This window comes from Inhella proteolytica (assembly GCF_016093275.1).
GTDB lineage: Bacteria > Pseudomonadota > Gammaproteobacteria > Burkholderiales > Burkholderiaceae_C > Inhella > Inhella proteolytica.
The window spans coordinates 57,492-82,867 of the sequence record NZ_JAEDAK010000006.1 but is presented as its reverse complement, the minus strand read 5'-3'; the positions used below and the strand labels follow the sequence as shown (position 1 = coordinate 82,867).

General features: G+C 71.9%; 25 protein-coding genes. 13 read left to right on the top strand and 12 right to left on the bottom strand.

All coding sequences use genetic code 11. From position 1 onward, the window contains the following. Positions 1-49 precede the first annotated feature (49 nt). The 3 genes from I7X39_RS10255 to I7X39_RS10245 are packed head-to-tail and all read left to right on the top strand — an operon-like array spanning position 50 to position 4,272. A complete protein-coding gene (locus I7X39_RS10255) occupies positions 50-766 on the top strand; it encodes a nucleotidyltransferase family protein (protein ID WP_198111057.1) in 717 nt (238 codons plus the stop codon). A 58-nt stretch (positions 767-824) separates the two neighbouring features. After that, the gene (locus tag I7X39_RS10250) at positions 825-3,119 is read left to right on the top strand and encodes a diguanylate cyclase (protein WP_198111056.1); all 2,295 of its coding nucleotides are present in this window, start codon (positions 825-827) and stop codon (positions 3,117-3,119) included. A gap of 10 nt (positions 3,120-3,129) precedes the next feature. Beyond that, positions 3,130-4,272, top strand: a complete 1,143-nt coding sequence (locus I7X39_RS10245) for a GGDEF domain-containing protein (protein WP_198111055.1) — start codon at positions 3,130-3,132, stop codon at positions 4,270-4,272. Between the two features lie 16 nt (positions 4,273-4,288). On the opposite strand, the gene I7X39_RS10240 is transcribed toward I7X39_RS10245, so the two are convergent. Next, positions 4,289-5,263 carry a potassium channel beta subunit family protein gene (locus I7X39_RS10240; protein ID WP_198111054.1) on the bottom strand — a complete coding sequence of 325 codons (975 nt, stop codon included), beginning with the start codon at positions 5,261-5,263 and terminating at the stop codon, positions 4,289-4,291. 59 nt (positions 5,264-5,322) lie between these two features. On the opposite strand from I7X39_RS10240, the gene I7X39_RS10235 reads away from it, so the two are divergent. From I7X39_RS10235 to I7X39_RS10215, 5 genes are all read left to right on the top strand, one after another. Continuing rightward, positions 5,323-6,480 (top strand): FAD-dependent monooxygenase, encoded by a 1,158-nt coding sequence (locus tag I7X39_RS10235; protein ID WP_198111053.1) that lies wholly within the window; start codon positions 5,323-5,325, stop codon positions 6,478-6,480. A gap of 70 nt (positions 6,481-6,550) precedes the next feature. After that, the gene (locus tag I7X39_RS23695; protein ID WP_198111052.1) at positions 6,551-8,302 is read left to right on the top strand and encodes a hypothetical protein; all 1,752 of its coding nucleotides are present in this window, start codon (positions 6,551-6,553) and stop codon (positions 8,300-8,302) included. A 64-nt stretch (positions 8,303-8,366) separates the two neighbouring features. Continuing rightward, entirely contained in the window at positions 8,367-8,729 is a 363-nt protein-coding gene (locus I7X39_RS10225) for a hypothetical protein (protein WP_198111051.1), read from the top strand. After that, positions 8,722-9,285 (top strand): GNAT family N-acetyltransferase, encoded by a 564-nt coding sequence (locus I7X39_RS10220; RefSeq protein ID WP_198111050.1) that lies wholly within the window; start codon positions 8,722-8,724, stop codon positions 9,283-9,285. The genes I7X39_RS10225 and I7X39_RS10220 overlap by 8 nt, the downstream gene beginning before the upstream one ends. A 10-nt stretch (positions 9,286-9,295) precedes the next feature. Continuing rightward, positions 9,296-10,312, top strand: coding sequence for a helix-turn-helix transcriptional regulator (locus I7X39_RS10215; protein WP_198111049.1), 1,017 nt, complete (start codon positions 9,296-9,298; stop codon positions 10,310-10,312). 65 nt (positions 10,313-10,377) lie between these two features. Here I7X39_RS10215 and I7X39_RS10210 read toward each other — a convergent pair whose 3' ends face one another. Then, on the bottom strand, positions 10,378-10,737 hold the full coding sequence (locus I7X39_RS10210; protein ID WP_198111048.1) for a VOC family protein: 360 nt from the start codon (positions 10,735-10,737) through the stop codon (positions 10,378-10,380). Between the two features lie 242 nt (positions 10,738-10,979). On the opposite strand from I7X39_RS10210, the gene I7X39_RS10205 reads away from it, so the two are divergent. Next, the gene (locus I7X39_RS10205) at positions 10,980-11,426 is read left to right on the top strand and encodes a hypothetical protein (protein WP_198111047.1); all 447 of its coding nucleotides are present in this window, start codon (positions 10,980-10,982) and stop codon (positions 11,424-11,426) included. Here I7X39_RS10205 and dinG read toward each other — a convergent pair whose 3' ends face one another. After that, on the bottom strand, positions 11,427-13,568 hold the full coding sequence (gene dinG / locus I7X39_RS10200; protein WP_198111046.1) for an ATP-dependent DNA helicase DinG: 2,142 nt from the start codon (positions 13,566-13,568) through the stop codon (positions 11,427-11,429). Between the two features lie 89 nt (positions 13,569-13,657). Here dinG and I7X39_RS23815 point away from each other — a divergent pair, with 89 nt between their 5' ends. The 4 genes from I7X39_RS23815 (at position 13,658) to I7X39_RS10180 (ending at position 17,487) form a co-directional block, all read left to right on the top strand. Next, a complete protein-coding gene (locus I7X39_RS23815; RefSeq protein WP_198111045.1) occupies positions 13,658-13,939 on the top strand; it encodes a CPCC family cysteine-rich protein in 282 nt (93 codons plus the stop codon). Positions 13,940-13,990: 51 nt separating this feature from the next. Next, a complete protein-coding gene (locus tag I7X39_RS10190; RefSeq protein WP_198111044.1) occupies positions 13,991-14,944 on the top strand; it encodes an alpha/beta hydrolase family protein in 954 nt (317 codons plus the stop codon). 39 nt (positions 14,945-14,983) lie between these two features. Next, on the top strand, positions 14,984-15,349 hold the full coding sequence (locus I7X39_RS10185) for a hypothetical protein (RefSeq protein WP_198111043.1): 366 nt from the start codon (positions 14,984-14,986) through the stop codon (positions 15,347-15,349). Positions 15,350-15,444: 95 nt separating this feature from the next. Further along, on the top strand, positions 15,445-17,487 hold the full coding sequence (locus I7X39_RS10180) for a TonB-dependent receptor (RefSeq protein WP_198111042.1): 2,043 nt from the start codon (positions 15,445-15,447) through the stop codon (positions 17,485-17,487). A 37-nt stretch (positions 17,488-17,524) separates the two neighbouring features. Here the strand turns inward: I7X39_RS10180 and I7X39_RS10175 are convergent, their stop codons facing one another. The 9 genes from I7X39_RS10175 to I7X39_RS10135 form a co-directional block, all read right to left on the bottom strand. Next, positions 17,525-18,730, bottom strand: coding sequence for a hypothetical protein (locus I7X39_RS10175; RefSeq protein WP_198111041.1), 1,206 nt, complete (start codon positions 18,728-18,730; stop codon positions 17,525-17,527). Beyond that, positions 18,730-19,026 (bottom strand): superinfection exclusion B family protein, encoded by a 297-nt coding sequence (locus I7X39_RS10170; RefSeq protein WP_232351873.1) that lies wholly within the window; start codon positions 19,024-19,026, stop codon positions 18,730-18,732. The genes I7X39_RS10175 and I7X39_RS10170 overlap by 1 nt, the downstream gene beginning before the upstream one ends. Positions 19,027-19,110: 84 nt before the next feature. Next, positions 19,111-19,506 (bottom strand): GFA family protein, encoded by a 396-nt coding sequence (locus I7X39_RS10165; RefSeq protein WP_198111039.1) that lies wholly within the window; start codon positions 19,504-19,506, stop codon positions 19,111-19,113. Positions 19,507-19,557: 51 nt separating this feature from the next. Continuing rightward, positions 19,558-21,453 (bottom strand): AAA family ATPase, encoded by a 1,896-nt coding sequence (locus tag I7X39_RS10160; RefSeq protein ID WP_198111038.1) that lies wholly within the window; start codon positions 21,451-21,453, stop codon positions 19,558-19,560. Then, entirely contained in the window at positions 21,446-21,688 is a 243-nt protein-coding gene (locus I7X39_RS10155) for a hypothetical protein (RefSeq protein ID WP_198111037.1), read from the bottom strand. Before I7X39_RS10155 ends, I7X39_RS10160 begins: the two co-directional genes overlap by 8 nt. A gap of 297 nt (positions 21,689-21,985) precedes the next feature. Beyond that, complete coding sequence (locus I7X39_RS10150; RefSeq protein ID WP_198111036.1) at positions 21,986-22,984, bottom strand: diguanylate cyclase; 999 nt, start codon at positions 22,982-22,984, stop codon at positions 21,986-21,988. Positions 22,985-23,063: 79 nt separating this feature from the next. Further along, positions 23,064-24,029: a GGDEF domain-containing response regulator gene (locus I7X39_RS10145; RefSeq protein WP_198111035.1), complete on the bottom strand. Its 966-nt coding sequence runs from the start codon at positions 24,027-24,029 to the stop codon at positions 23,064-23,066. A gap of 127 nt (positions 24,030-24,156) precedes the next feature. Beyond that, complete coding sequence (locus I7X39_RS10140; RefSeq protein WP_198111034.1) at positions 24,157-24,627, bottom strand: hypothetical protein; 471 nt, start codon at positions 24,625-24,627, stop codon at positions 24,157-24,159. Positions 24,628-24,826: 199 nt separating this feature from the next. Next, positions 24,827-25,201, bottom strand: a complete 375-nt coding sequence (locus I7X39_RS10135; RefSeq protein WP_198111033.1) for a DP-EP family protein — start codon at positions 25,199-25,201, stop codon at positions 24,827-24,829. Positions 25,202-25,376: the final 175 nt, after the last annotated feature.

Sequence of the window (25,376 nt, the reverse complement as noted above, 5' to 3'; positions counted from 1 at the left end):
GGGAGTGCCCGGCACGCCCCCGGCGAAGGCAGGCGCGACACTCGCCCGCATGTCGATTCCGCACGCCCTGATCACCTGCGCCGGCCGTGGCGAGCGCATGCGCCCGCTCACCGACCACACGCCCAAGCCGCTGCTCGAAGTGAAGGGCAAGCCGCTGGTGGTCTGGCACCTGGAAGCGCTGGCTCGCGCCGGTGTGCGCGAGGTCGTCATCAACACCGCCTGGCTGGAGGAGCAGTTCCCCGCCGCGCTGGGCGATGGCGCGCACTGGGGCCTGCGCATCCGCTACTCGATGGAAGGGCGCGAGCACGGCGGCGCGCTGGAAACCGCCGGCGCCATCGCCACCGCGCTACCGCTGCTGGCGTCGCACCCCGATCAACCCTTCTGGTACGTCTCGGGCGATGTCTATGTGCCCGGCTTCGAGTTCCCGCAGACGGCGCTGCAGCGCTTCGAGGCGCAGCCCGAGCGGCTCGCCCATCTGTGGCTGGCGCCGAACGCGCCGCACCACCCGCAGGGCGACTTCGGCATCGACGCCGATGGCCTGGCCACTTCACGCGCGGCCGGCTTCGCCGGGCCCTGCCTGACCTGGTCCAGCCTGGGCCTGATGCGCGCCGGCCTGGTGGAAGGCCTGCGCCCCGGCCAGCGCGAGGCGCTGCGACCGCGCTTCGAGGCCGCGATTGCCGCGCGGCGCGTCAGTGCCGAGCGCCTGGCCACGCCCTGGGTCGATGTCGGCACGCCGGCGCGCCTGGCGGAGCTGAACCCGGCATGAGCACGCCGGGTCGCTCCCCCGCGCGAAGCCCGCAGCGCCGGGCGCAGAGGGCAGTCTCGTGAGCCGCGGCCTGCTGAACCTGATGGGCGAGCGCTGGTGGGCGCCCGGCGTGCTGCTGGCGGCGCTGCTGCTGGGTGCGCTGGCCGGGGCCTTGGCAGGGGAGCGGGCCGCCCTGGCGGTGCTGGGCGCCAGCGCCGTGCTGGGCCTGGGCCTGATGTGCGCACGCGAGCGCCATCTGCTGACGCGCCTGAGCGCCGGCCCCGAGGCGATGGCGGCGCTCGACATCGCGCTGCTGATCCTGGACGCCGAGGACCGCCTGCGCTGGTGCAGCCCGGCCTTCGTGCGCCTTTACCCCGGCCTGGAGGGCCAGCTGCGCCGCGGCATGCGCTATGCGGACATGGCGCGGCTGGCGGTGCAGAGCGGCGCCATCGACCCCGGCCCGCAAGGCCTGGATGCCTGGCTGGCCGAGCGCCTGGCCCGCCATGCGCGCACCGGGCCCGAGGGCGACAGCTGGCAGCAGCAGATGCAGGACGGCCGCGTGCTGCAGGTGCTGGAGCGCCGCACCTCCAGCGGCGGCTGGGCCAGCCTGCGCTTCGACGTGACCGAGTTGGTGCAGGCCCAGGAGGCGCTGCGCCGCGCGCGCGACGAGGCCCATGCCAGCAACGAGATGCTGACCGAGGCCCTGGAGGCCATGCCCGCCGGCTTCGAGATCTGGGGGCCGGACGACCGCCTGCTGCGCGCCAACGAGCGCGTGCGCCAGCAGTACCCGCCCACCGCCCACCTGCTGCAGCCCGGCGTCTCCTTCGAGGCCGTGGTGCGTGCCTCGTTGGCCTCGGGCGCCATCGCCTCGGCCCGCGGGCGCGAGTCCGAATGGCTGGGCGAACGCCTGGCCCAGCGCGGCCGCCTGGGCCGCCCCTTCCTGCAGGACTACCAGGGCCGCTGGATCTCGGTGGAGGAGCGCCGCATGCCCTCCGGGCGGCTCGTCACGGTGCGCCAGGAAGTCACCGAACTGGTCGAGGCCCGCAATGCGCTCACACAAGCGCGCCAGCTGGCCGAGCAGCGCCACCACCTGCTCGCGCACGCGCTCGACGCCCTGCCCATGGGGCTGGAGATCTTCGACCCCGAGGACCGCTACCTCTACGTCAACCGCACCTTCCGCGACTGGCACCCGCGGGTGGACTACAACCAGCTCATCGGCCAGACCTTCGAGCAGGCGGTGCGCCTGAGCCAGCGCCTGGGTCTGCTGCCGCTGGAAGCCCGTGGCGACGAGGAAGCCTGGATCGCCGAGCGCGTGGCCTCGCATGGCCGCCGCACCGAGCCCATGCTGCAGCACCGCCCCGACAGCATGGTGCTGCTGACGCAGGAGATCCGCACGCCCGAGGGCTTCGTGGTCACGCTGCGCCAGGACGTGACGCAGCAGCTGGCGCGCGAGCGCGCGCTGGAGACCAGCCAGGCCCAGGTGCTGGCCATCGTGCAGACGGCCGGCGCCGCCATCCTCACGCTCGACCCGCAGGGCCGCCTGCGCTCGCTCAACCCCGCCGCCGAGGCCCTGTGGGGCTACCCGGCCGAGGAGCTCATCGGCCAGCCGCTGGACCGCCTGCTGCAGGCCGAGGCCAACAGCGAACTGGCCGGCCTGATGCGCGAGCACCTGCGCGGCCAGGGCAGCGCGCTGCTGGGCCCGCGCCGCGAGCTGCGCGCGCGCCACCGCGACGGCCACGCCATCCACATCCAGGCCGCCATTTCCGAGGTGCGCACCGCCGGCGACCACTTCTTCGTCGCCGTCGTCACCGACATCAGCGCCGCCAAGCATCTGGAGGCCGAGCTGCGCCTGGCCAACGAGCGCCTGGAACAGCTCAGCCGCACCGACGCCCTCACCGAGCTGGCCAACCGCCGCCGCCTGATGGAAGCCCTGCAGGAGCTCTGGCAGCACTGCCTGCGCGAGCGCAAGCCCTTTGCGCTGCTGATGGTCGACGTCGACCACTTCAAGCGCTACAACGACCACCATGGCCACCGCGCCGGTGACGCGGCGCTGCGGGCCGTGGCCGAGGTGCTGCGCGCCGCGGCGCGGCGCAGCACCGATGTGGTGGCCCGCTACGGCGGGGAGGAATTCGTGCTGCTGCTGGATGACTGCGATGCCGAGGGCGCGCTGCGGCGCGCCGAAGAGGTGCGGGCCGCGCTGCAGGCGCGCGCCCTGCCCCATGGCGCGGCGCCGCTCGGGCGCGTCAGCCTCTCCATCGGCGTCTACGCCCAAGTGCCAGAGGCCGGGCGCCGCGCCGAAGACTGGCTGAGCCGCGCCGATGCCGCGCTCTACCGCGCCAAGGCGGCGGGGCGCGATCGGGTGGAATCAAGCTGAGACCCTGCGCATGACCACCAACGCCTTGCTGATGTGGGTGGTCTGTGTGCTGGCCGGCACGGCCGCTTTCTTGTGGGCCGTGATGGCTTGGCCGCTGCGCGTGGCGCAGGCGGCCAGCAGCCGTTTCGCGCTCGGCAATGTGCTGTTCTGGTTCAGCCTGCTGCTGTCCCAGCAGCGCGGAGCGGCACCCAGCTGGTGGACCTGGGCGGTGTCCGACTTGTTTGGCATCGCTGCCTTCGTGCTGCTGCGCGAAGGCGTGCAGCACCTGTTCGAGCTGGGGCCGGCGCGCCGCGTGCCGCTGCTCGCCTTTGCGGTGTGTGCCATCGCCTACGCCAGCCTGCCGCCGCAGGCCAGCTCAACTTTCGCCTACACCTTCCTCTACTCCAGTGCCGTGGCCCTGCTGGCGGGTGGTCTGGTGGAGCAGGTGTGGCGCGCCGCGCGGCGCGAATTCAACCCGTGGGCCGGCCTGTTGCTGGCCGCCCCCTTCGCGCTGCTGACGGCGGTGATGCTGCTGCGCCTCTTCAGCCTGCTGGGGCAGCACAACGAAGAGGTGCCGGCCGACGGCCTGGCCATGCTGTGGAGCTTTGTGTTGCTCACGCTGCTGATGAACCTCAGCCTGGTGGCCTGCGTGGTGGCCAGGCTGCTGATCATCATCCGCCGCCAGGGCGAACACGACGCCCTCACCGGCCTGCCCAACCGGCGCCAGATGGAGCGCCGCCTGCAGCAGGAGCTGGCGCGTGCGCAGCGCCATGCGGGCGCAGGCTGCTGCGTGCTGCTGGCCGATCTGGACCACTTCAAGCGCGTCAATGACCAGCATGGCCATGACGCCGGCGACGCCGCCCTGCGCCACCTGGCAGCCTGCTGGCTGCCGCGCCTGCGCACCGAGGACCTGCTGGCGCGCTGGGGCGGCGAGGAGTTCCTGCTGCTGCCGCAAACCCTGCCCGAGCAGGGCGCCGCGATGGCCGAGCGCCTGCGCGCCGCGCTGGCCGAGCAGCCGCTGCCCTGGCAAGGCGGGCCGATCGCGCTCACGGTCAGCCTGGGTCTGGCCCACAGCGCCGGGCGTGACCGCGCCGCCCTGCTGCGCGACGCCGACGCCGCGCTCTACCGCGCCAAGGCCGGCGGGCGCAACCGCGTGGTGCTGGCGCCCGCCTGAGCCCGGCCCGAGGCGCTTACTGCGCGTGCGGCAGGCAGATCTCGTCGATGCGCGCCATCACCTCAGGGGTGAGCTTGTCGCGCAGCGCCAGCGCGCCGAGGTTGTCGTCCAGCTGGCTGCGCTTGCTGGCGCCCAGGATGACGGTGGAGACGCGCTCATTTTTAGTCAGCCAGGCCACGGCCAGCTGCGCCAGGCTGCCGCCCAGCTCGGCGGCGATGGGCTCCAGCTGCGCCACCACGGCATTGCGGGCCGGGTCCACCAGCTGGTCGCGCAGCCAGGCCTGGCTGTCACCGCGGCTGCCGGCCGGCACGCCCTGACGGTACTTGCCGGTCAGCAGGCCCGAAGCCAACGGGCTCCAGGTCGTCAGGCCCAGGCCGATCTCGTCGTACAGGCGGGCGTACTCCTGCTCCACGCGCTTGCGATGCAGCAGGTGGTACTGCGGCTGCTCCATCAGCGGCTTGTGCAGGTGGTGGCGCTCGGCGATCTCGTAGGCGGCGCGGATCGCATCGGCCGGCCACTCACTGGTGCCCCAGTACAGCGCCTTGCCCTGCTCGATCAGGTTGTGCATGGCCCACACGGTCTCCTCGATCGGGGTGTGCGGGTCGGGGCGGTGGCAGTAGATGAGATCGATGAAATCGAGCTGCATGCGCTTCAAGGAACCGTCGAGCGCCTGCATCAGGTACTTGCGGTTCAGCGTGTCCATGCGGTTGATGGTGTTGCCCTCGCGCTCCAGGCCCCAGAAGAACTTGGTGCTGACGATGTAGTTCAGGCGCGGCCAGGCGAGCTTCTTGAGCGCCTCGCCCATCACCACCTCGCTCTGGCCCTTGGCGTAGACCTCGGCGTTGTCGAAGAAGTTCACGCCTGCATCGAAGGCGGCGGCCATCAGTTCGACGGCGGAGTTCGTGTCGACCTGGTTGTGATACGTGATCCAGGAGCCCAGCGAAAGGGCCGAGACCTTGAGGCCGGAGCGGCCCAGACGGTTGTAGTGCATGGTCAGGCGGGGAACGAAGACAAGGGCCGCACGATAGCCAGTCCGTACGATTCGCGCCGATGAACCCGCACAAGTCCTTCCGAATCGCTGTGGTGGGCGCCGGCCCGGTGGGCCTGGCCTTCGCGCTGCAGGCCGCGCGCGCCCTGCCGGGGTGCGAGCTGCAGCTCTTCGACGCCCGCGCACTGGACGGCCAGCGCAGCGCCGACGCGCGCGTGCTGGCGCTGAACCTGGGCAGCGTTCAGCAGCTGCAGCGCCTGGGTGCCTGGGAGCCGGCGCGCGCCGAGCCGATCCTGGAGGTCTCCGTCAGCCAGGTGGCGCCGGGCCGCACCGACCTGCGCCTGCGCGCCGCCGAGCTCGGCCAGCCCCTGCTGGGCGCCGTGCTGCCGTACGGCGATGTGCTGCAGCCGCTGGAGCAGGCCTGGCTGGGGCTTTCCTCACCACGCCTGGCCAGCCGCGGCGGCCAGAAGGTGACGGAGCTGAAGACCCTGGCCGATGGCCGCATCGAACTGGATGCCGGCGTGGCCGAGGCCTTCGACCTGGTGGTGCTGGCCGAGGGCGGCCTGTTCACCGAGCAGGCGCCGCGCCCCTGGCGGCGCGATTACGGCCAGACGGCCTGGATTGGCACGCTGCGCCTGGCGACCAGCTGGCCGCGCGGCCTGGCGGTGGAGCGCTTCACGCGCCAGGGCCCGCTGGCGGTGCTGCCACTGCCGGACGACGCCGCCGGGCGGCGCGCCTCGCTGGTCTGGTGCACCGCGGCCGACGAAGCCCCGCAGCAGCTGAGCGAGGCCCGCCTGCGCGCCCTGCTGCCGGCCTGCGCCCAGGCGGTGCAGGGCATCGAGGGCGCGCTCAAGCCCTTCCCGCTCGGCCTGAACGCCCAGCCGCGCCTGGTGCAAGGGCGCCTGCTGCGCATCGGCAACGCGGCGCAGGCCCTGCACCCGGTGGCCGGCCAGGGCCTGAACCTGGGCCTGCGCGATGCCCACCAGCTGGTGAGCTGCCTGCGCGATGGCGGCTCGCTCGACGCCGCGCTGGCGCGCTTCGAGCGCCAGCGCCAGCCCGACCGCCTGGCGCTGCTGGGCACCACCGACGGCCTGGCGCGCGTGTTCACCGGCGAGGGCGCGGCCCTGGGCCTGGCGCGCGAGGCCGGCCTGCGCCTGCTGCAGGCCCTGCCGCCGCTGCGCGGGGCGCTGGCGCGGCAGCTGATGTTCGGCTGGCGCTGAGGCCCTGGGCGCTTGCGGCGCCCGGGCTGCGGTGCCAGAGTCGGCCCTTTCCCACGCCGCAGGGGGCGCCATGAAGACCGGTTTGCTGATGCTGGTGGCCCTGGCCGCACTGGGGCCCGGGCAAGCCCCCGCCCCACAGTTCGACCCGCTCTTCGACCCCGGCAGCGCGCGCTGCGGCCCGCCCCCGCAGGCCCTGCGCCTGGCGGCCCTGGGCAAGCCCGAAACCAGCCCCTTCCCGCCCCAGCCCGGGCAGGCGGCGCCCGGCCCGGTGCCGCTGTACCGCAATCTGGGCACGCTGAGCGTCCCGCTCGGCCGCGGCCGCCCGCAGGCGCAGGCCTACTTCGACCAGGGCCTGCGCCTGGCCTTCGCCTTCAACCATGCCGAGGCGCAGCGCGCCTTCCAGGCCGCGCAGCGCCTGGACCCGGGCTGCGCGCTCTGCCACTGGGGCGAGGCCTGGGTGCTGGGCCCGAACATCAACGCCCCGATGGCCCCCGAGGCGCAGACCCCGGCCCTGGCCGCGCTGGGGCGAGCGGCGGCGCTGAAGACCGGTCTGCCGCCGCTGCAGCGCGGCCTGATCGAGGCGCTGGAGAAGCGCTACAGCGCCGACCCGGCGGCCGAGCGGGCCAGCCTGGACGCCGCCTTCGCCGACGCCCTGCAGGCCCTGGCGGCCCAGCACCCGCGCGAGGACCTGCTGCAGGTGCTGGCCGCCGAGGCCGCCATGAACACCCAGGCCTGGGACTACTGGCAGGTCGGCGGCGCCGAACCCAAGGGGCGCGCCGCCGCCATCGTGCAGGCGCTGGAGACGGTGCTGAAGCGCAGCCCCAGCCACCCGGGCGCCATCCACCTCTACATCCACGCGGTCGAGGCCTCGAACCGGCCCGAGCGCGCGCTGAAGCCAGCGCGCCGCCTGGCCGCACTGATGCCCGGTGCCGGTCACATGGTGCACATGCCGGCGCACATCTATTACCGCGTCGGCCTGTACCGCGACGCGCTGCGCGCCAACCAGCAGGCCATTGCGGCGGACGAGGCCTACTTCAAGACCTCGCCCTCGGACGCGATGTACCGCTCGGCCTACTACCCGCACAACATCCACTTCCTGATGGTGGCCGCCCAACTGGGCGGCGATGGCCCGAGCGCGCTGCAGGCGGCGGCCAAACTGGACGCCGCGCTGCCGCTGGACACCGTGCGTGCCGTGGCGGCGCTGCAGCCCCTGAAGGCCGCGCCCTTTGGCGTGCACGCGCTCTTCAGCCGCCCCGAAACCGTGCTGGCCCTGCCCGCACCGCCACCCGAGCTGGTGCTGCTGCAGGCCATGCACCGCCACGCGCGCACCCTGGCGCTGGCGCGCCTGGGCCGGCTGGACGAGGCGCAGCAGGAAGTCGAGGCCCTGGCCCGCCTGGAGCGCGAGGCCGACTTCAAGCCCTTCGAGGCCTGGGGCGTGCCGGCCCTGGCGGTGGTGCAGACGGCACGCTGGGTCAGCGCCGCGCGCCTGGCCGAGGCCCGCGGCGAGCTGGACGCCGCCGCCCTGGCCTACGAGGCCGCCATCGCCATCGAAGACGGCCTGGCCTATATGGAGCCGCCCTACTGGTACTACCCGGTGCGCCAATCCCTGGGCGCGCTGCGCCTGCGCCAGGGCCGGCTGGACGAAGCCGAGGCCGCGCTGCGCGAGGCCCTGGCGCGGGTGCGCAACAACGGCTGGGCGCTGGCCGGCCTGCAGGCCGTGTACGAACGCAAGGGCGATGCCGCCAGCGCGCGCAGCACCCGCGCGGCGCTGCAGCGCGCCTGGTTCGGGCCGGCGCGCGGGCCGGAGCCCGGCCGCATCTGAGGTCGCGGGGCGGGCGCACCAACCCTGCCACCCCGCTGGCAGCCGCCCTGCCTAGACTGCCACCATGCCCGCCGACCTGCACGCCCCCTTCGCCGCGCTGCGCGAACTGCTGCGCGCCCAGGCCGCCGGCCTGGTGCTGCGCACCGACACGCCGGACTGCTACTACCTCGACACCGACCACGTGATGCCCAACGGGCAGCCGCTGTTCTTCGGCTCGGCGCAGATCAAGAAGCACTACGTCAGCTACTACCTGATGCCGGTGTACGTGAGGCCGGCGCTGCTGGAAGGCATCAGCCCCGGCCTGCGCCAGCGCATGCAGGGCAAGAGCTGCTTCAACTTCAAGCGCGTGGAACCTGAGCTGTTCGGAGAACTGGCGCAGCTCACCGCGGCCGGGCTGCAGAGCTACCGGGAGCAGGGCCATGTCTGAGCTGCGCTCCGTGCCGGCGGCGCAGGCGCCCTGGGCCGATTTGGAAGCCCTGTTCGGCGCGCGCGGTGCCTGCGGCGGCTGCTGGTGCATGGTGTGGCGGCGTACGCGCAAGGACTTTGAAGCCGGCAAGGGCGCGGGCAACCGCGCCGCGCTGCAGGCACTGTGGGAACGCGGCGAGCCGATCGGGTTGCTGGGCTATCAGGGCGAGCGGCCGGTGGGCTGGGTGTCGGTGGCGCCGCGCGGGCAGTTCAGCTACTTCAAGACCTCCCGCGTGCTGCGTCTCACGCCGGGCGAAGCCGGCGTCTGGTGCATCAGCTGCCTGTTCGTCGCCTCCGCGCTGCGCCGCCAGGGCCTGGCCGCAGGGCTGATCGCCGCCGCGCGCGACTGGGCACTGGCGCAGGGCGCACAGCGCGTCGAGGGCTATCCGGTCGAGCCACGCAGCGCCCAGGCCGCGCCGGTGTTCCTGTGGACCGGCACCCCGGCGCCCTTCGAGGCCGCGGGCTTCCGCCGCGAGCCCAATCCGCACGGCACACGCCCCATCTACGCCAGCCCCTGACGCCCGCCCCATGCAGGCCCCCGTCGCGCTCGATCGCCTGCTCGGCCTGGTGCTGGCGCTGGACGAGGACAAGCCCGTCAGCGCGCCCGAACTGGCACAGCGCCTGGGGGTGTCGCTGCGCACCGTCTACCGCGATGTGAAGCGCCTGCAGGACGCCGGCGTGCCCGTGGTCAGCGAGCCCGGCCGCGGCGGCGGCCTGTGCCTGATGCCGGGCTTTCGGATGGCGCCGCTGGCGCTCACGCGCAGCGAGACCCTGGCGCTGACGCTCGCCATCGAGCAGTTGCGCACCCTGCCCACGCAACCCTTTGCGGCCGCGCTGGACACCGCGGCACGCAAGATCGCCAATGCCGCGCGCGTGGCGCGGCCCGAGCTGCTGCAGCAGCCGCAGCGCTGGCTGCGCGTGGAGCCGCTGGCGCAGGACTGCTTCCACCCCGAGCGCCCCTCGCCCGCCCCGGCCGGCCAGGTCGGCGCGGTGGTGCAGACCTTCGTCGAGGCCCTGCTCGAAGGGCGGCGCCTGCGCATCGACTACCACTCGCCCTACCGCGACGGCGCGGAGACGCGCGACTACGACCCCGCCGGCCTGCTGCTGGACCGCGGGCTCTGGTACCTGGTGGCCTACCCCAGCGGCCAGTTGGAGCGCCCGCGCCACCTGCGCGCCGACCGCGTGCGCCATTGCCAGCCCGGCGAGCGCCTGGCGCTGGACCGCCTGCCGCCCTGGCGCCCCGCGCAGCAACGCCCCTGGCTGCGCGAGGCCATGCAGCGCTGGATCGAGACCTCGCCGGTGCGCCTGCTGATCAGCGCCGCCCAGGCCGAACGCCTGGGCCGCGACTGGTTCTTCGGCAGCGCCGAGCTGCGCCCCTTGCCCGACGGCCAGTTCGAGTTCTGCTGGGGTGAGAACGAGTTCGAACGCGTGCGCGAGCTGCTGGCCTGGCTGGGCGCCCCGGCGCGACTGCTCGCACCGGCGGAGTGGATCGAGCCCATGCGCCAGGCCTTGATCGCACACGCGCAATCCCAGCAAAGCGGCTGAACCCTGACCAAGTGCCGCCGCGGAGCCGGCTTTGCCGGGCCGCTGGCGGCGCCCCCTGGGGGGGGTCAACAACACACGGCTTCGATGTTGTTGCCATCGGCGTCGATCAAGAAGGCGGCGTAGTAGGTCTCGCTGTAGTCCGGGCGCGGCCCCGGGGCGCCGTTGCAGCGCGCGCCGTTCGCCAGCCCGCGCGCATGGAACTCGTGCACGGACTGGCGGTTCGGCGCCTTGAAGGCGACATGCGCCTCGGTGACGGCGCCCTGCGGCTGCGCATACAGCCAGAGCTCAGGGGCGCCGGCCGGCCCGAAGCCGGCATAGCCCTCGCCCTCGGATTGCAGGCCGTAGCCCAGCGGCGCCAGGGTCTCGGCATAGAAGCGGGTGGCTTGCCCGAGGTCGCGCACGCGCAGTCCCAGATGGTCAAACATGGTCGTTCCTTGAACGGTGAAGAAGAGGGCCTCAATCTAGGCAGCGGGTCTGCCAGCGGGCTGGCAGGTTTTGCGCGCCGGCGGCGCGCGCGCTGCCGCGCGTTTCGCCCCCGCGCCTTTGCCGCTCACCCCACAAAAGCCGCAACTCGTCTCACGTCACAGACAGCGCGCAGGCCGCGCAGCACCATTGCCTGATCGGGAGGCACGGCCCCTCGCCGTGCCCGTTGACTGAGAAGAAAAAGATGGACCTCGAACACTGGACCCTGGCGCTGATCACCCGGCGCTGCCGCCGCCTGCTGGACGCCCGCCAGCAGCCCCAGCTGGAAGCCCTGCTGCTGCAGGTGGCCCAGCGCAGCACCTGCACCCTGCACCGCGTGCGGGTCGAGCCGGACTGTCTGTGGGTCTGGGTCAGCTGCCGCCCGCGCGGCATCCGCCGGTTCGCCGATCTGGCCAAGATCGACTGCGGCCGTCTGGTGCTCGGCACCCTGCCCACCGCCACCGTGCGCATGCTGCAGGAACGCGTGTGGGATTGGCCGCCCGTGCTGCGCCAGGCGCAGCCCGACTACGAGGTGCATTGCGAAGTGGACCGCCGCCGCGCCGCGCACCGCGAGTCGCGGCTGAACTACCTGCAGACGGTGGCGGACAACCCGGTGTCCCGCCCGGGGGAGCTGGAGACGCCGCAGCCCTGATCAGAGCGGGGTCTCGACCCCATCCCGCCGCAGCTTCTTCGTGAAGCCCGGCAGCCCCGCCAGCAACTGCCGCCCAAACGGCGTGCTGGCCAGGCGGCCGTCGTAGCAGACGATGTGGGCATGGTCCTGCTCGCTGCGGATGCCGCGGCCGGCCCACTGGTTCAGGCGCACGCCGGTGGCGGGCACCACCAGTTCGTTGAAGCTGCTGCGGCCCTTGGCCTCCAGCCATTCGGCGCGCGCTTCCTGCACCGGGTCGTCAGGAGTCAGGAAAGGCAGCTTGGGCATGAAGACCCATTCGCACTGCTGGCCCGGCAGGTCCAGGCCCTCGCCGAAGCTCTGCAGGCCCACCAGGATGCTGCGCTCGCCGCGCTCCACCGCCGCGCGGTGCGCGCGCAGCAGCTGCTCGCGCGCGGATTCGCCCTGCACATGCAGCTGGCCGCGCAGGCTGGCCGGCAGCGCGGCCACGATGGCATGCAGCTGCACCCAGCTGGAGCACAGCACCAGCGCGCCGTGCTCCACCGCCTTCAGGTCCTGCGCCAGCAGCCGGGCCACTTCCGCCGTGTGCTCGCTCGCCTGCTTGGGGCTGGCTTTCGTCTGCACGACGGTGAACTCGCCCTGGGTGGCGTAGTTGAAGGGGCTGGCCACTTCGAGTGCCTGCACATTCGGCATTCCGGCCAGGCCGCTGTCTTTCAGGAAGTAGTCAAAACGGCCGAGCGCGCGCAGCGTGGCGGAGGTGATGACCGCCCCGCGCAGCAGCGGCCACAGGTGGCGGCGCAGCACGCCGCTGGCGAACAGCGGGCAGGCGCGCGCCACCACGCGCAGCGAGCCGCCGCCGACACCGAAGTCCAGCCACTTGGCAGCCGGGGGCTCACCCAGGTCCAGCATCAGCTCGGCGGTTTCCAGCAAATCATTCAGGCGCTTGAAGGGCGCGCCGATCTCGCTGACATGCTGGGCGATCAAGGGCGCCAGCTCCTCGTCCTCGGCGCGCTCCTGCTTCAGCCAGGCGCTGAACTCGGTAGCCCTGGCATGCAGGCGGTGCGCCTGTTCGCCCACCGCCTGCCAGAGCGGCAGCAGCTCGGGCGGCAGCTCGCCGCGCTCAAACCGGATGCGCGTGCTGGGGCCGCCGCCACTGCCCGGTGTGCGGTCCTCGGCGGCCTCATGCAGCTGGCCGATGGCCTCGTTGCCCAGGCTTTGCATCACGCCGCGCAGCAAGTCGTCCAGGGCCTGGTTCAGCAGGCTGGTGCAGCCTTCCAGGTTGAGCGGGTAGCTGAGCGAGCGCGCGGCCTGGTCCAGGGCCTTGTCCAGGCGCTGCAGCCAGCGCCGCTCGCTCAAGGAAGCTTCGCAGGCGAAGTGCGAGAGCGCCGTGGCGGGCAGGTGGTGGCCTTCGTCAAAGATGTAGATGGCGCGCTCGCCGCTGGGCAGGCTGCTCAAGTCCGAGCGCAGGCTGGCCAGCACCAGGTCGTGGTTGGCCACCAGGATGTCGGCCTTGCTGGCGGCGCGCTTGGCGTTGAAGTAGGGGCAGTCGTGGAACTGCGGGCAATGGCGGCTGGTGCAGGCATGGCGGTCGGCGGCCAGATAGCCCCAGAGCGCCAGGTCGTCCGGGCCCAGGCTGTCACGCTCGCCGTTCCAGGCGCCGCTGCCCCAGCGCTTCTTCAGGGCCTCGAAGCGCTCCAGCGGGGCCTGCTGCACGGCGGCCGCATCGCTCGGTTCTTCCAGCGCCATCGGCGTCTGCTCGCCGTTGCAGGCCAGGTCCAGCTTGACCGGGCAGAGGTAGCGCCCGCGCCCCTTCAGCAGGGCCACCACGGGCGGCACCTCCATGGCCTTGGCCAACTCGGGCAGGTCCTTGCCCATCACCTGCTCCTGCAGGGCGATGGTGGAGGTGCTGACCACCACCTTGACCCCGGCGCGCCGCGCCAGCGTGATGGCCGCGGCCAGGTAGGCGCGCGTCTTGCCCACGCCGGTGCCGGCCTCGACGACGCAGATGCGCGCGCTCTGATCGGGCTCGTAACGGGCCTGCGCCAGTTGCGCGCCGATGGCATGCAGCATCTCGCGCTGGCCGGCGCGCGCCACCGAGCCCGGGCTGCTGTCCAGCAGGGCCTGGTACAGGGCTTCGAGTTCGTCGTGGAGTTCGGTGGTGCGCATGGGGGCGCGGATTGTCCGCCGCTCAGCAATACTGCGCGCCCCGAGGTCTTGCACCATTTGCCTCCGCCGTGGGGTCTCGCTATTCACCCATGAGAGCCAACCATCCGCCTGGACTTATTCAGTGTGACTGCTGCGACTACTTCACCATTCCATCTGGACATGACTACGAGATCTGTCCCGTCTGCTTTTGGGAACAGGATTGGTGTGGAGTTGCCGAGCCGGAAGAGCCGTCAGGAGCCAACCACGGATTGACTCTGCGACAGGGCCGGGAGAACTTTGCAAAGAACGGCGCATGCTCTGCCGAGTTCCAAGACAGAGTGCTCGCTCCAAATGATCGATCACAGTTCAAGCGTGTGTTCAGGGTGATCTAGCCCCGAAAGCCGCGCTCAAGCCGCATGTCATTGCCAACATCCCTTCTTCGCTTGACTTCACTCCTCGCGCTGGTGGCCTTTACCAGTGCAACCCAGGCCGAGGAGCGCCCCGCCCTGCCCGCGCTGAAGACCGAAGGCCCGGCCTCGGTCTCCGGCGTGTCCTCCGGCGCCTACATGGCCGTGCAGCTCTGGCTGGCGCAATCGCCCCGCTTCGAAGGCGGACTGGCCACCGTGGCCGGCGGGCCGTACGCCTGCGCCGGCTCGGTGTTCGAGGCCCTGGGCCCCTGCCTGGGCCGCAGCCCGCTGAACGACGTGGCCCTGCTGGCACGCGCCCAGGCGGCGCTGGCTTCGGGCGCCCTGCCGGCGCAGCCGCGCGGTGGCCGGGCCTACCTGTTTGCCGGTGCGCGCGACACCATCGTCGCCCCCAGCACCACGGCCGCCCTGGCCACGCAGCTGCAGGCCTTGCGGCCGGAGCTGGCGCTGCAGCTGGAAACCGGCGTGCCGGCCACCCATGGCTGGGTGACGCGCGACCAGGGCAGTGCCTGCGACCAGATGCAGCCCCCCTTCCTGCTGGCCTGCGGCTTCGACCTGGCCAGCGCGCTGCTGCAGCATCTGCACGGTCCGCTGCAGCCGCGCGGCGAGGCCGCGGCGGGCACGCTGCAGGCCTTTGATCAGCGCGCCTTCCACGCCGGCGCCGACCTGGCCGACACCGGCTACGTCTTCATCCCCCAAACCTGCGCCGCCGGCGGCTGCCACGTGCACGTGGCCCTGCATGGCTGCCGCATGAATGGCGCGGCCATCGGCGAGGCCTTTGCGCGCCACAGCGGCCTGAACGAATGGGCGGCCAGCAACCGCCTGGTGCTGCTGTACCCGCAGACCGGCGCGGCCGCCACCAATGCCTGCTGGGACTGGTGGGGCTACGCCGATGCCGGCTTTGCCGGCCGTCAGGGCGCGCAGCAGCGCGCCATCGTGGCGATGCTGGAGCGCCTGGCCGCCGCACCCTGACCTGTGACCGGCACGGGCCGGTCTTCTACGATGCCGGCCATGCGACGCATCAGCACCCCTCGACACGGACGGCTTTGGGCCGTCCTGCTGTCGTGCGTGCTGCTGGCGCAATGGCTGGCGCTGGCGCACTCGGTCGTCCACCCGGGCGGCCAGGCGGGTCTGCGCCTCCAGCTGGCACAGGCTGGCGCGCCGGACCTGCTGCAGCAGCTGGACGCCGACCATGCGGCCGGCTCCGCCGACTGTCTGGCCCTGGACCAGCTCTGCCATGGCGCGCCGGATGCCGCGGAGCCGGCCCTGCCCCTGCTGCAGCTGCTGGCGCAGCCGGCACCCGGGGCCGCGCAGTCCGCTACGCCGCGCACGCCCTGGCGGCGCCAGCTCGCGCGCGCCCCGCCCGTCCTCGCCTGAAACCTGCCATCCCTCAGCGCCGGCCCCGCGGGCTGCGCTGAGCCCCGCCGTTTTCAGACCGCCCGCCGGCCACCGCGCGGGCGAGGACCGCATTCATGACCCGAAACTCTTTCCGCGCGCCGCTGGGCGCACTGCCCCTCCTCGCCTTGCTGGCCCAGGCCGGCGCCTGGGCCGACACGGCCGCCCTGCAGCCCGTCATCGTCACCGGCAACCCCTTGCGCAGCGAGCAGTTCGCGGCGCCGGCCAGCAGCCTGGCCGGCACCGAGCTGGCGCTGCGCCGCGGCGGCTCGCTGGGCGAAACGCTGGAAGGCCTGCCCGGCCTGGCATCGACCTGGTTCGGCCCCAATGCCAACCGCCCCGTCATCCGCGGCCAGGACGGCGACCGCATCCGCGTGCTCAGCAATGCCGGCGCCTCGCTGGATGCCTCCAGCCTGAGCTTTGACCATGCGGTGCCGATCGACCCGCTGGTGGTCGAGCGCATCGAGGTGCTGCGCGGCCCGGCCGCACTGCTGTACGGCGGCAGCGCGGTGGGCGGCGTCGTCAACGCCATCGACAACCGCATCCCGCGCGCACCGCTGGCCGGCCCGGCCGGCGCGGCCGAGGCCCGCTTCGGCGGCGCCACCCAGGAGCGCGGGCTCTCCGCCCTGTTCGAGACCGGCGGCACCGGCCTGGCCCTGCACGCCGACGCCTTCGGGCGCCGCACCGCAGACCTGCGCGTGCCGGCCTTCGAGCGGGCCGGCGAGGGCGGCAGCGCAGGCCCGGAGCGCCGCACGCGCGTGCGCAACTCCGACAGCAGCGCCCACGGCGGCGCGCTGGGCGGCTCGCTGCTCTGGCGCCACGGCTACCTGGGTGCCAGCCTGGACAGCTACCGCAACGACTACGGCATCGTGGCCGAAGAGGACGTGCGCATCCGCATGCAGCGCGACAAGCTGGCCCTGGCCGGTGAAGTGCGCGCGCTCGACGGCTTCTTCAGCACCCTGCGCGCCCAGCTCAGCCTGAGCGACTACCGGCACGAGGAAGTGGAAGGCAGCGGCGCCGTCGGCACCACCTTCAAGAACCGCGGTGGCGACCTGCGCATCGAGGCCGTGCATGCGCGCCAGGCCCTGGGCGCGGGCCAGCTCGAAGGCGTGCTCGGCCTGCAGGCCGAGCGCGCGCGCTTCGAGGCCCTGGGTGAGGAGGCCTTCGTGCCCGGCACGCGCAACCGCTCAGTGGCCGCCTTCCTGCACGAGCAGTGGAGCCTGGGCGCGCCGCTGCAGCTGAGCGCCGGCCTGCGCGTCGAACGCGCCCGGCAGGAATCCGCCGGCGACGCCGAGGCGGCCGAGCCGAAGTTCGGTGCGCCCCAGCAGCGCCGCTTCACGCCGCGCAGCGCCTCGGTGGGCGCGGTCTGGCAGCTGGCCGCGCCCTGGCAGCTGAGCGGCAGCGCCGCCTTCAGCGAGCGCGCGCCCACCGCCTACGAGCTCTTCGCCAACGGCCTGCACGCCGCCACCGCCAGCTTCGAGCGCGGCGACGCGGCCCAGGCCAAGGAGCGCGGCCGCAACCTCGACCTGGCACTGCAGTGGCAGCAGGGGCCGGACCACCTCAGGCTCAGCGTCTTCCACAGCCGCTTCACGAACTACATCGCGCTGATGCACGCGGGTGAGCCGGATGTCATCGATGAAGAGGGTCGCAGCCTGCCGGTCTACGTCTTCCAGGGCGTGCCCGCGCGGCTGCAGGGCTGGGAGCTGGAGGGCCGCCAGCGCCTGTGGAGCGGCGGCGCCAGCCTGGACCTCGAAGCGCGGCTGGACAGCGTGCGCGGCGACAACCTGGCGCGCGCCGAACCCCTGCCCCGCCTGGCGCCGCTGCGCGCCACCCTGGCCCTGCACTGGCAGCAGCAGGCCTGGACGCTGAAGGCCGAGCTGCAGCACGCCACGCGCCAGGACCGCGTGCCCACCGACGACCGCCCCACGCCCGCCTGGACGCAGCTGCACCTCTCGGCCGCCTACGCCCTGCGTCTGGCCGGCGCGGACGGGCTGGCCTTCGTCAAGCTCAACAACCTGGGCAACCAGCTGGCCTACAACGCCAGCACGGTGGGCACGCTGCGGCCGCTGTCGCCGCTGCCGGGGCGGGCGGTGATGGCGGGGCTGCGGCTGAGCTTCTGACGCAGGCGCCGAACCAGGAGCTGCCGCAGGCGCCGAATTAGGAATCGCCGCAGCGGCGGCGGTCGTACTCGGCCTGCGCGTGCTCCAGGCGCCGCTGCAGCGAGGGGCTGGGCCGGCGCGCCGTGTCCAGCGCGGCGCGCGCCCGCGCCAGTTGGTCCGTCAGGCCCGGGCAGTAGCGCTGGCGCAGCTGCTCGCCGGCCTCTTCCACCCGCGCCTTGCGCTGCGCGTCCAGGCTTTCGATCTTCTCGGCCGTCGTCGGCGGTTTGGGCGCCAAGGACTGCACCGCCGTCTGCGCCGCCGTGCGGGTGGCGGGGCAGGCCGCCAGCGCGTCGCGCGTGGCCAGCGGGCCCAGGCGCCCGGCCGGGTCGGCCGCCAGCAGCGCATCGATCCCGGCCGGCGCGCTGCCCAGCCAGAAGCGGTGCCACTCGTACAGCGGCTCGCCCGAATCGTGGATGCCATGGGGGCCGTACTTGCAGCGCAGCACGCCCTGCCTGGCCTTCCACAGCGCGCCCAGCAGGGCATCCAGCTCGGCCGAGAGCCGCGCCGCGGACACCACGTCGTCGCGCGGGTCGAACACGCCGGTCTCGCTGCCGGCCAGGGCCTCGCGGCCGGCCGGCGTCAGCGCCGCGCGCTGCGCCGCCACGCGCTGCTGGCGCGCATGGGCCTCGTGCTCGTGCTGGTCGCGGCGCGCGGCGTAGCGCTCGTAGGCGGCCATGTTCGCGCGCAGCGCGCGCTCCAGGTCCCGCTGCGGCGGGGCGATCACCAGGTCGTCGGGCGAGCGCACGCCCATGCTGGCGCGCACCGCATCCACCCAGTCGATGAAGTCGCCGCGCACCGCGGCCGGGATGCCGCCATCCAGCGCCCCGCCCATCAGGGTCTGCATGCCGCCCACATGGCGCTGGCCACGCTCACCCGTGCCCTGGGTCAGCAGCTGGGCGAAGAAGTACTGGTCCTTGGCCAGCAGCAGATCGGCGAACTGGCGGCCGATCTGCGCCCGCTCGCGCGAGCCCGGTACCGACGCGAAATAGGCCTGGCGCGTGCCGGCGATCAGCGCATTCACATCGCGCTGCTCCTGCCGGGCCGCGGCCAGCGATTGCAGGGCATCGACGACCTGCTTGGCCTGGTACTCGCCAATGCGCAGGCGCTGCGTCACAAAGGCCTCGGGCGCGTCCGGCTCGGCCGCAGCGGGCAGCACCCACGCGCCCAGGGCGGCCACCAGCAGCACCGCGCGGGCCCGCGGCATTACTCGTCCTCCCAGTGAAAGGTGTGCAGCAGGCGGTGGATCAGGGGCGTGAGGATGATGGCCAGCACCACCAGGAAGACCAGCCCGGCATAGAGTGCATAAAGCCCCGCGAACAGCTTGCCACCGGCCGACTGCGGGCTGTTCACCGGCCCCATGCCGCCCAGCAGCATGGCGGCGTTCAGGAAGGCATCGCGCCAGGGCAGTTGCTCGAAGTACGCGTACCCGGCCATGCCGGCCAGCAGCGAGGCCGCGAGCAGGCCCAGCGCCACCAGGAAGTGCCCGAGCAGGCGGCGCATGAAGTGCGCCCTGGGAATCGGTGCGTGCCGCCTGGATTCATACATGGGTCTGCTCCGCTGCGGCCGCCACCATGGCCGGGCCGCTCAAGGGAAATGCTGCGCATCCGCCGGCGGCTGCACCCAGCCGTGCATGCGCTCCTCGTAGACCGAGACCGTCGGCGCCGGAAAGCCCGGATCGGCGAAGGCGCCCACCGGAATGGCCAGGCAATCCGGCAGCCCCAAGGGCTCGTAGAACACCGTGGCGCCGCACACCGGGCAGAAGTGAAAACGCGCGCCCGGGCCCTCGTCGCCCACGCGCACGAACTCGGTCGAGCGGCCCGTCAGCGCCACCTGCTCGCGCCGGTAGCGCGCCTGCTGCGCGAACGGACCCCCCGTGCGGCGCTGGCAGGCCAGGCAGTGACAGATCGAGACGCGCAGCGGCTCGCCCTCGACCCGGGCTTGAAGCTGGCCGCAGCTGCAGGAGGCGAGGCGATCGGTCATGGGCGGGATCCGGTGCAGGGCAGGCGCCCGACGATAGCGCCCCGCCCCGCATCAAGCGCGCAGCCGTTCCCGCCCCTGCGCCCGAAACGCCGCCAGGCTGGCCGCGTAAGGGTCCAGGGCGTCGGCCGGCTGGGCCAGTGCCAGGCCCGTTACCGCCGCAAAGCGGGCCGGCATCACCTGGCCCTGGGCCATCAGCTCGTCCACCAGGGCCAGCAGGGCGCCGCGGTGGGCCTCGAGCAATTCGGTGGCGCGCGCGTGCTCGGTCAGCAGCAGGGCTTCGACGGGCGCGTTGCTGGCCTCCACATCGGTGCAGAGGTTGTCCTCGCTGCCGGCGCAGACATCCACGCGGCCGATGCGCTCGCCGTGACCGAGGTGGCGCAGCATGCGCGCCGCCGTTTCGGTGGCCTTGCGCAAATCGCTCTCGGCCCCGCCACTGCTCAGCTCGGGCCCGAACACCAGCAGCTCGGCGGCGCGGCCGGCCAGGCTGGTGCAGATGGAATCGAGCAGATTGCGGCGCGACCAGACCTTGCGCCCGCTGTAGGCGTTGTAGCCGCCCTCGAAGCTGGCCACATGGATCTTGATCTCCTGCGGCGCGCGGCCGAACAGCAGCGCATGCACCAGGCCATGGCCGGCCTCGTGCACCGCCAACAGGGCGCGGAAGTCGGGGTTGCTGCGCTGGCGCAGGCGACTGATCTCGAAGGGCGCCGCGATGGCCTGCGACCGGCCGCGCCAATGCGCGATCAGGCTGCGGCCATCGGCCGTCAGGCCCACCGTCTCGCCCGACGCCGCACCACGCTCGATCGCCCACAGCGCCGCCTTGGCCAGGCCAGCGCCCAGGATGGCGTGCAGCGACGAAAACAGCGGCCGCGTGCCCTGGGCCGGGAACACGGCGTTGGCATAGATCTGCTCGCGCACGCTGGCGGCCAGCTCGAACTGCAGGCCGCAACGGGCCGCGGTGTCGCGGGCATAGCGCGCGCAGCCCTGCTCGACCAACTGCTCATACGCGCGGCGCGAAAGCGAGGGGTAGACCACATGCTCATTCCCCAGCCGTGCCACCTGCTCGGGCTTGAAGCGCTTGTTCAAGGCCTGCTTCACATCGATGACGGACAGCTTGCCGGTCAGCGCATGAAAGATGTCGGCATCGCTGTCGCAGTCGTCCACGCTGGTGGCCAGGTCCTCGTACATCTCGTCGAGGTTGCCGCAGACGAAGATCAGCAGGCGGCTGTAGTCGGTCTCCCATTGCGGCTGGCCGCTCTCGCGGAAGTCGCGCAGGCGCTGCTGCAGCTGCTCGGGCGTCCAGGCCATGATGTCGAGCAGGGGATCGTCGATCTTCAGCTGGCGCTGCAGCTCCTGCGCTTCCCAGGGGCGCAGCTTGAAGCGGCGCTTGGCGTCGTCCTCGTCGGCACGCTCGGCGTCGAAGGCGGCCTCGGCGATCGAGGACTCGATGTCGCCCAGCAACGAGAGCGCCGGTGGCAGCTTGCCGTCGGACAGCAGGGCCCAGACATCCTGGTAGCGCTCGACGCGCAGCTCGCCACGCTTTTCGTTGATGGTGCGAAAGCGTTGAAATTCGTCGAGCACCAGGATGCCGGGCTCGCCCTCGCGCACGCCGCTCTGCGCCAGCATGCCGGAGATGCTCTGCGCTCCGCGCCAGCCCGCGCCGTTCGAGAAGCCGTCCATCTGCACTTCCACGTAGCGGTCGTAGAAGCCCAGCAGCTGCGTGAGCCGCCGCACCAGCTGGGTCTTGCCGGTGCCCGTCAGGCCCCAGAGGCAGACGATGACGGGCCGCGTCACCAGCTCGGGCATCAGGACCCAGGCGCGCACCGAGTCGATCACGCGGTCGACGATGGCGTCGATGCCGAACAGCTCGGACTTGAGCTGGGCGGCGATCTGCTGCAGCTGTTGGTTCTTCTGCGCCAGCTGCACACGCAGGCTCTGGGGATCATTCATCCCAATCCTCCCTTCGCAACAGCGCCTGCAGCGCCATGCGGTCGGCCCGGCGCTGCGCGCCGCGGCTCTGGATGTGTTCGCCTGCGCCACGCAGGCCACGCTGGGCCAACGCGCGCGCCACGGGGTCACGCGCTGAAGGGTTGGCTTCCAGCAGCAGCGACATCGGCTGCTTCATGCGGCGCAGGGCCTTGACCCGGCCTTCTTGCAAGGCACGGGCACGGAGTTGTGCACTCATTCGGTTCTGGAAATACAAAAGCCCCGGCTCGAGAAGGCAGCGGGGCTTTTTTATGCCGCGCGGTCTGAGGCCGTATCTGGGAACAGACACGGTTCAGCCGGGGCTCGGGAACCGTGTTCAGTCGATCGTCGAGATGAACAGGGAGGACATAGCAGGGATCTCCGTCAGGCGGGCGCTGTCGTGGGCGCCTTCAACCAAGGGCGCGAATGATGCGCAGCGCGGTGCCGCGGCGCAAGAAGAATCGAGACGGGCGTTGTGGCCTGCCAACGCGAACCCGGCGCGCAGGGGCTCGGTGCCTCAGCGCGCCAAGGCCTTGCCACCGGCCTCGAACACCACCACCCGATTGCGGCCCTGGTGCTTGGCCGCGTAGAGCGCCTCGTCGGCGTGCTTCAGCAAGGCCGTCTCGTTCGGCGGTGCGCCCAGCAGGCTGTCGGCCACGCCGATGCTGACGGTCACCTGGCAGTTCAGGTCGCCCAGCTGCAGCACCGACTGCGCCACCGCCGCGCGCAGGGTTTCGGCCAGGCCCGTGGCGGCGGCCGCGGCGGTGCCGGGCAGCAGCACCGCGAATTCCTCGCCGCCGTAGCGGGCCATCACATCGTTGCGCCGGATCTTGCCGCCCAGCAGCTGCGCGACATGCCGCAACACCGCATCGCCCACCAGATGGCCGTGGCGGTCGTTGAAGGACTTGAAGCTGTCGATGTCCAGCAGCAGGCAGCTCAGGGGGTGGCCCAGGCGCTGGCTGCCGGCGAATTCGCGGCCCAGCTGCTCCATCAGGTAGGCGCGGTTGTACAGGCCGGTCAGCTGGTCCGTCGTGGCCGCCTTGTGCAGGGCCTGCTTCTGCTGATCCAGCATGGCGTTCTGCTGGCTCAGCAACTCGTTCTGCAGGGCCAGCGCGTGCTGCTTGGCCTTGAGTTCGCGGTACAGGGTCGAGAGCTGCAGCATCGAACGCGTGCGGGCACACAGCTCGATCGGATCCACGGGCTTGCGCAGGTAGTCCACCGCGCCGGCTTGCAGCGCGGCGTCCAGGTTCGCGGACGAGGTCATCTTGCCGGTGCACATGATGACCGGGATGTCCCGCGTCATCGCACGCTCCTTGAGCTGGCGGATCAGTTCGAGGCCCGAGAGGCCCGGCATGTCCCAGTCGGTGATGACCAGGTCCGGCTGGCTGCGTTCCGCAATGGCGAGCGCGCGTTCGGGCTGGCTGGTGCGCAGCACCTCGTACGAGGCGGCCTGCAGCAGCTCGCACAGCACGTTCAGGTGCTCGATCTCATCGTCAACCACAAGAATCTGCTGCATCGCCGTGCCACAACCGCCGGGTAGAAGGGGCGCTCCAACAGCCCGCGCTCGGCCTGGTGCGGCGCGATGGTACGACGGCTCAGCCCACCGGCTCGGCGTGCACCACCACCCGATTGCGGCCCTGGCGCTTCGCCGCGTACAGCGCCGCGTCGGCGTGGCGGAGCAGCGCCGTCTCGTCCTCCGCCTGGCCCGCCAGGTTGTCGGCCACGCCGATGCTGATCGTGAGCGGCAGGCTCAGTTCCCCCTGAACCCATACGGCCTGGGCCACGCTGGCGCGCAGGCTCTCGGCCAAGGCCTGCGCGCTGGCGGCCGGGGTGCCGGGCAGCAGCAGCACGAACTCCTCGCCGCCGTAGCGCGCCAGCACGTCGCCGCGGCGCAGGCCGCGGCTCAGCAGCTGTGCGGTGTGGCGCAGCACCGCGTCGCCCACCAGATGGCCGTGGCGGTCGTTGACCGACTTGAAGTGGTCGATGTCCAGCAGCAGGCAGCTCAAGGGGCGGCCGTAGCGCCGGCTGTTGCTGAACTCGCGGCTCAGCTGGTCCACCAGATAGGCGCGGTTGTGCAGGCCGGTGAGCCGGTCGGTGATGGCCGCCTGGTGCAGCTCCTGCTTCTGCTGGTTCAGCAGCTCGTTCTGCCGCGCCAGCTCTTGCTCCTTGGCCAGGATCTGCCGGTAGGAGGCGGCGAGCTGCAGCATCGAGCGGGTGCGTGCGCGCAGCTCAATGGGCTCCACCGGCTTGCGCACATAGTCCACCGCGCCGGCCTGCAGCGCGGTTTCCAGGTGCGCCGCCGTGGTCATGCTGCCGGTGCACATGATGACCGGGATGTCGCGCGTGGCTGGGTGTGCTTTGAGCTGGCGGATCAGCTCGATGCCGGAGAGGCCCGGCATGTCCCAATCGGTGATGACGAGATCGGGCCGCTGGCTCTCGGCAATCGCCAGCGCCCGCTCCGGCCGGCTGGTGCGCAGCACCTGATAGCCGCCGCCTTGCAGGAGCTCGCAAAGGGCGTTCAGGTGCTCGAGTTCGTCGTCAACGACGAGGATCTGCTGCATCACGGCTCCGCCGGCGCGGGAAGGAGGGGGCTTGGCCAACGCCGGGGTCCAGCGGCTGGGTGCGGCCGGATCGTAGAACCGGTGCCGCCGCGCGCCCGCCGCGGGCCGTGCTGGTCGGCGCGAACCCTCAATCCGGCTCGTTGACGATCACCGGATCCTTGCTGATCACCGCGCCCGTGCTGCGGTCACGCAGGATCACCACGTACTTCAGCCGGGTGGCGGAATCGTTCTTGTTGATCACCCGCACGTAATTCCCCTGCACCTCGGTCTGCAGGATCTGCGCAGAGGGCAGGCCGTTCTCGTAGAAGCGGATGTCGATGAACTCGTACTGGCTCTGGTTGAGCAGAGTGAACAGCATCACCGCGTTGCGGTGCGTGATGCAGAGCTGGTCAAACTCGTTGTTGGCGCCCAGGCTCACGCGGTAGCTGGTGAAGCTGCCGCCCGGGTACTGCGGGTGGTTGCTGACCTCACGCTGGGCGTTCACGTACACCGGAATGACGATGTTGGGGTTGGCCGAGAGCGAGCGTTGACAAGGGGTCGCGGCCAGGGTCGACAGCGGCAGAAGGGTCGCGAGGCTGAGCAGGAGTGCGGGTTTCACGCGGAGACTTTGAGGTGTGAAAAGGCGCGCACATTGAGCCCGGCTTCACAGGCCAGGCCCCCATGCGCCAGGGCGGCGGATGCTAGCAAGTGCCATTCGCCCTGGCCGTGACGGAATGGAGCATCCGGCCAGTTGGACACAAGCGCTCATTCCTGCCAACCCGCCGGGAATGCCTGGCGCGTTGCACCCTCCAGTCGGATCACTTGGGCGGCACGTTGATGACCAGCGGATCAGGGCTGGTGTAGACATGGCCGTGCGCATCCTTGACCTGGAGACTGAAGTTCAGCTGCTCCTGCGTCGTTGCCGTCGCTGCGTCGCGAATGACCACGCTATTGCCCACGGTGCTGATGCTCATGTCCGAAGGAACGGCACCGGTGACCACATACCCGCAGACCGACCAGCCGGCCACACCCGAGCTGTAGCTGATGGTGGCCGCGCCCTGCCCTTCACGCTCCGGCACATTGCCGTTGTTGTTGGCGGGCGGGTTGTTGCCGGTGGAATAGCTGAGGTTCACCGTCTGGCTGTTGACCACGGTGACATTGACGATGCTGACGTTGGTATTGCTGTTACTCACGGTTTCCTCCTGTTCGGCGGCCGCAAGCCCCCCACTATTGAGGGGCGGCGAACCGGCGCGCGAGGGTAGTTCCAGGCCGCGGCACGCCTACCCGGCAATAACGCCGATCAGCTGCGGGGCCGTGAGCAGGTACCCTCGCGCGCCCCAAAGGGCCGTGGTAGTAACGGCCCGAGCA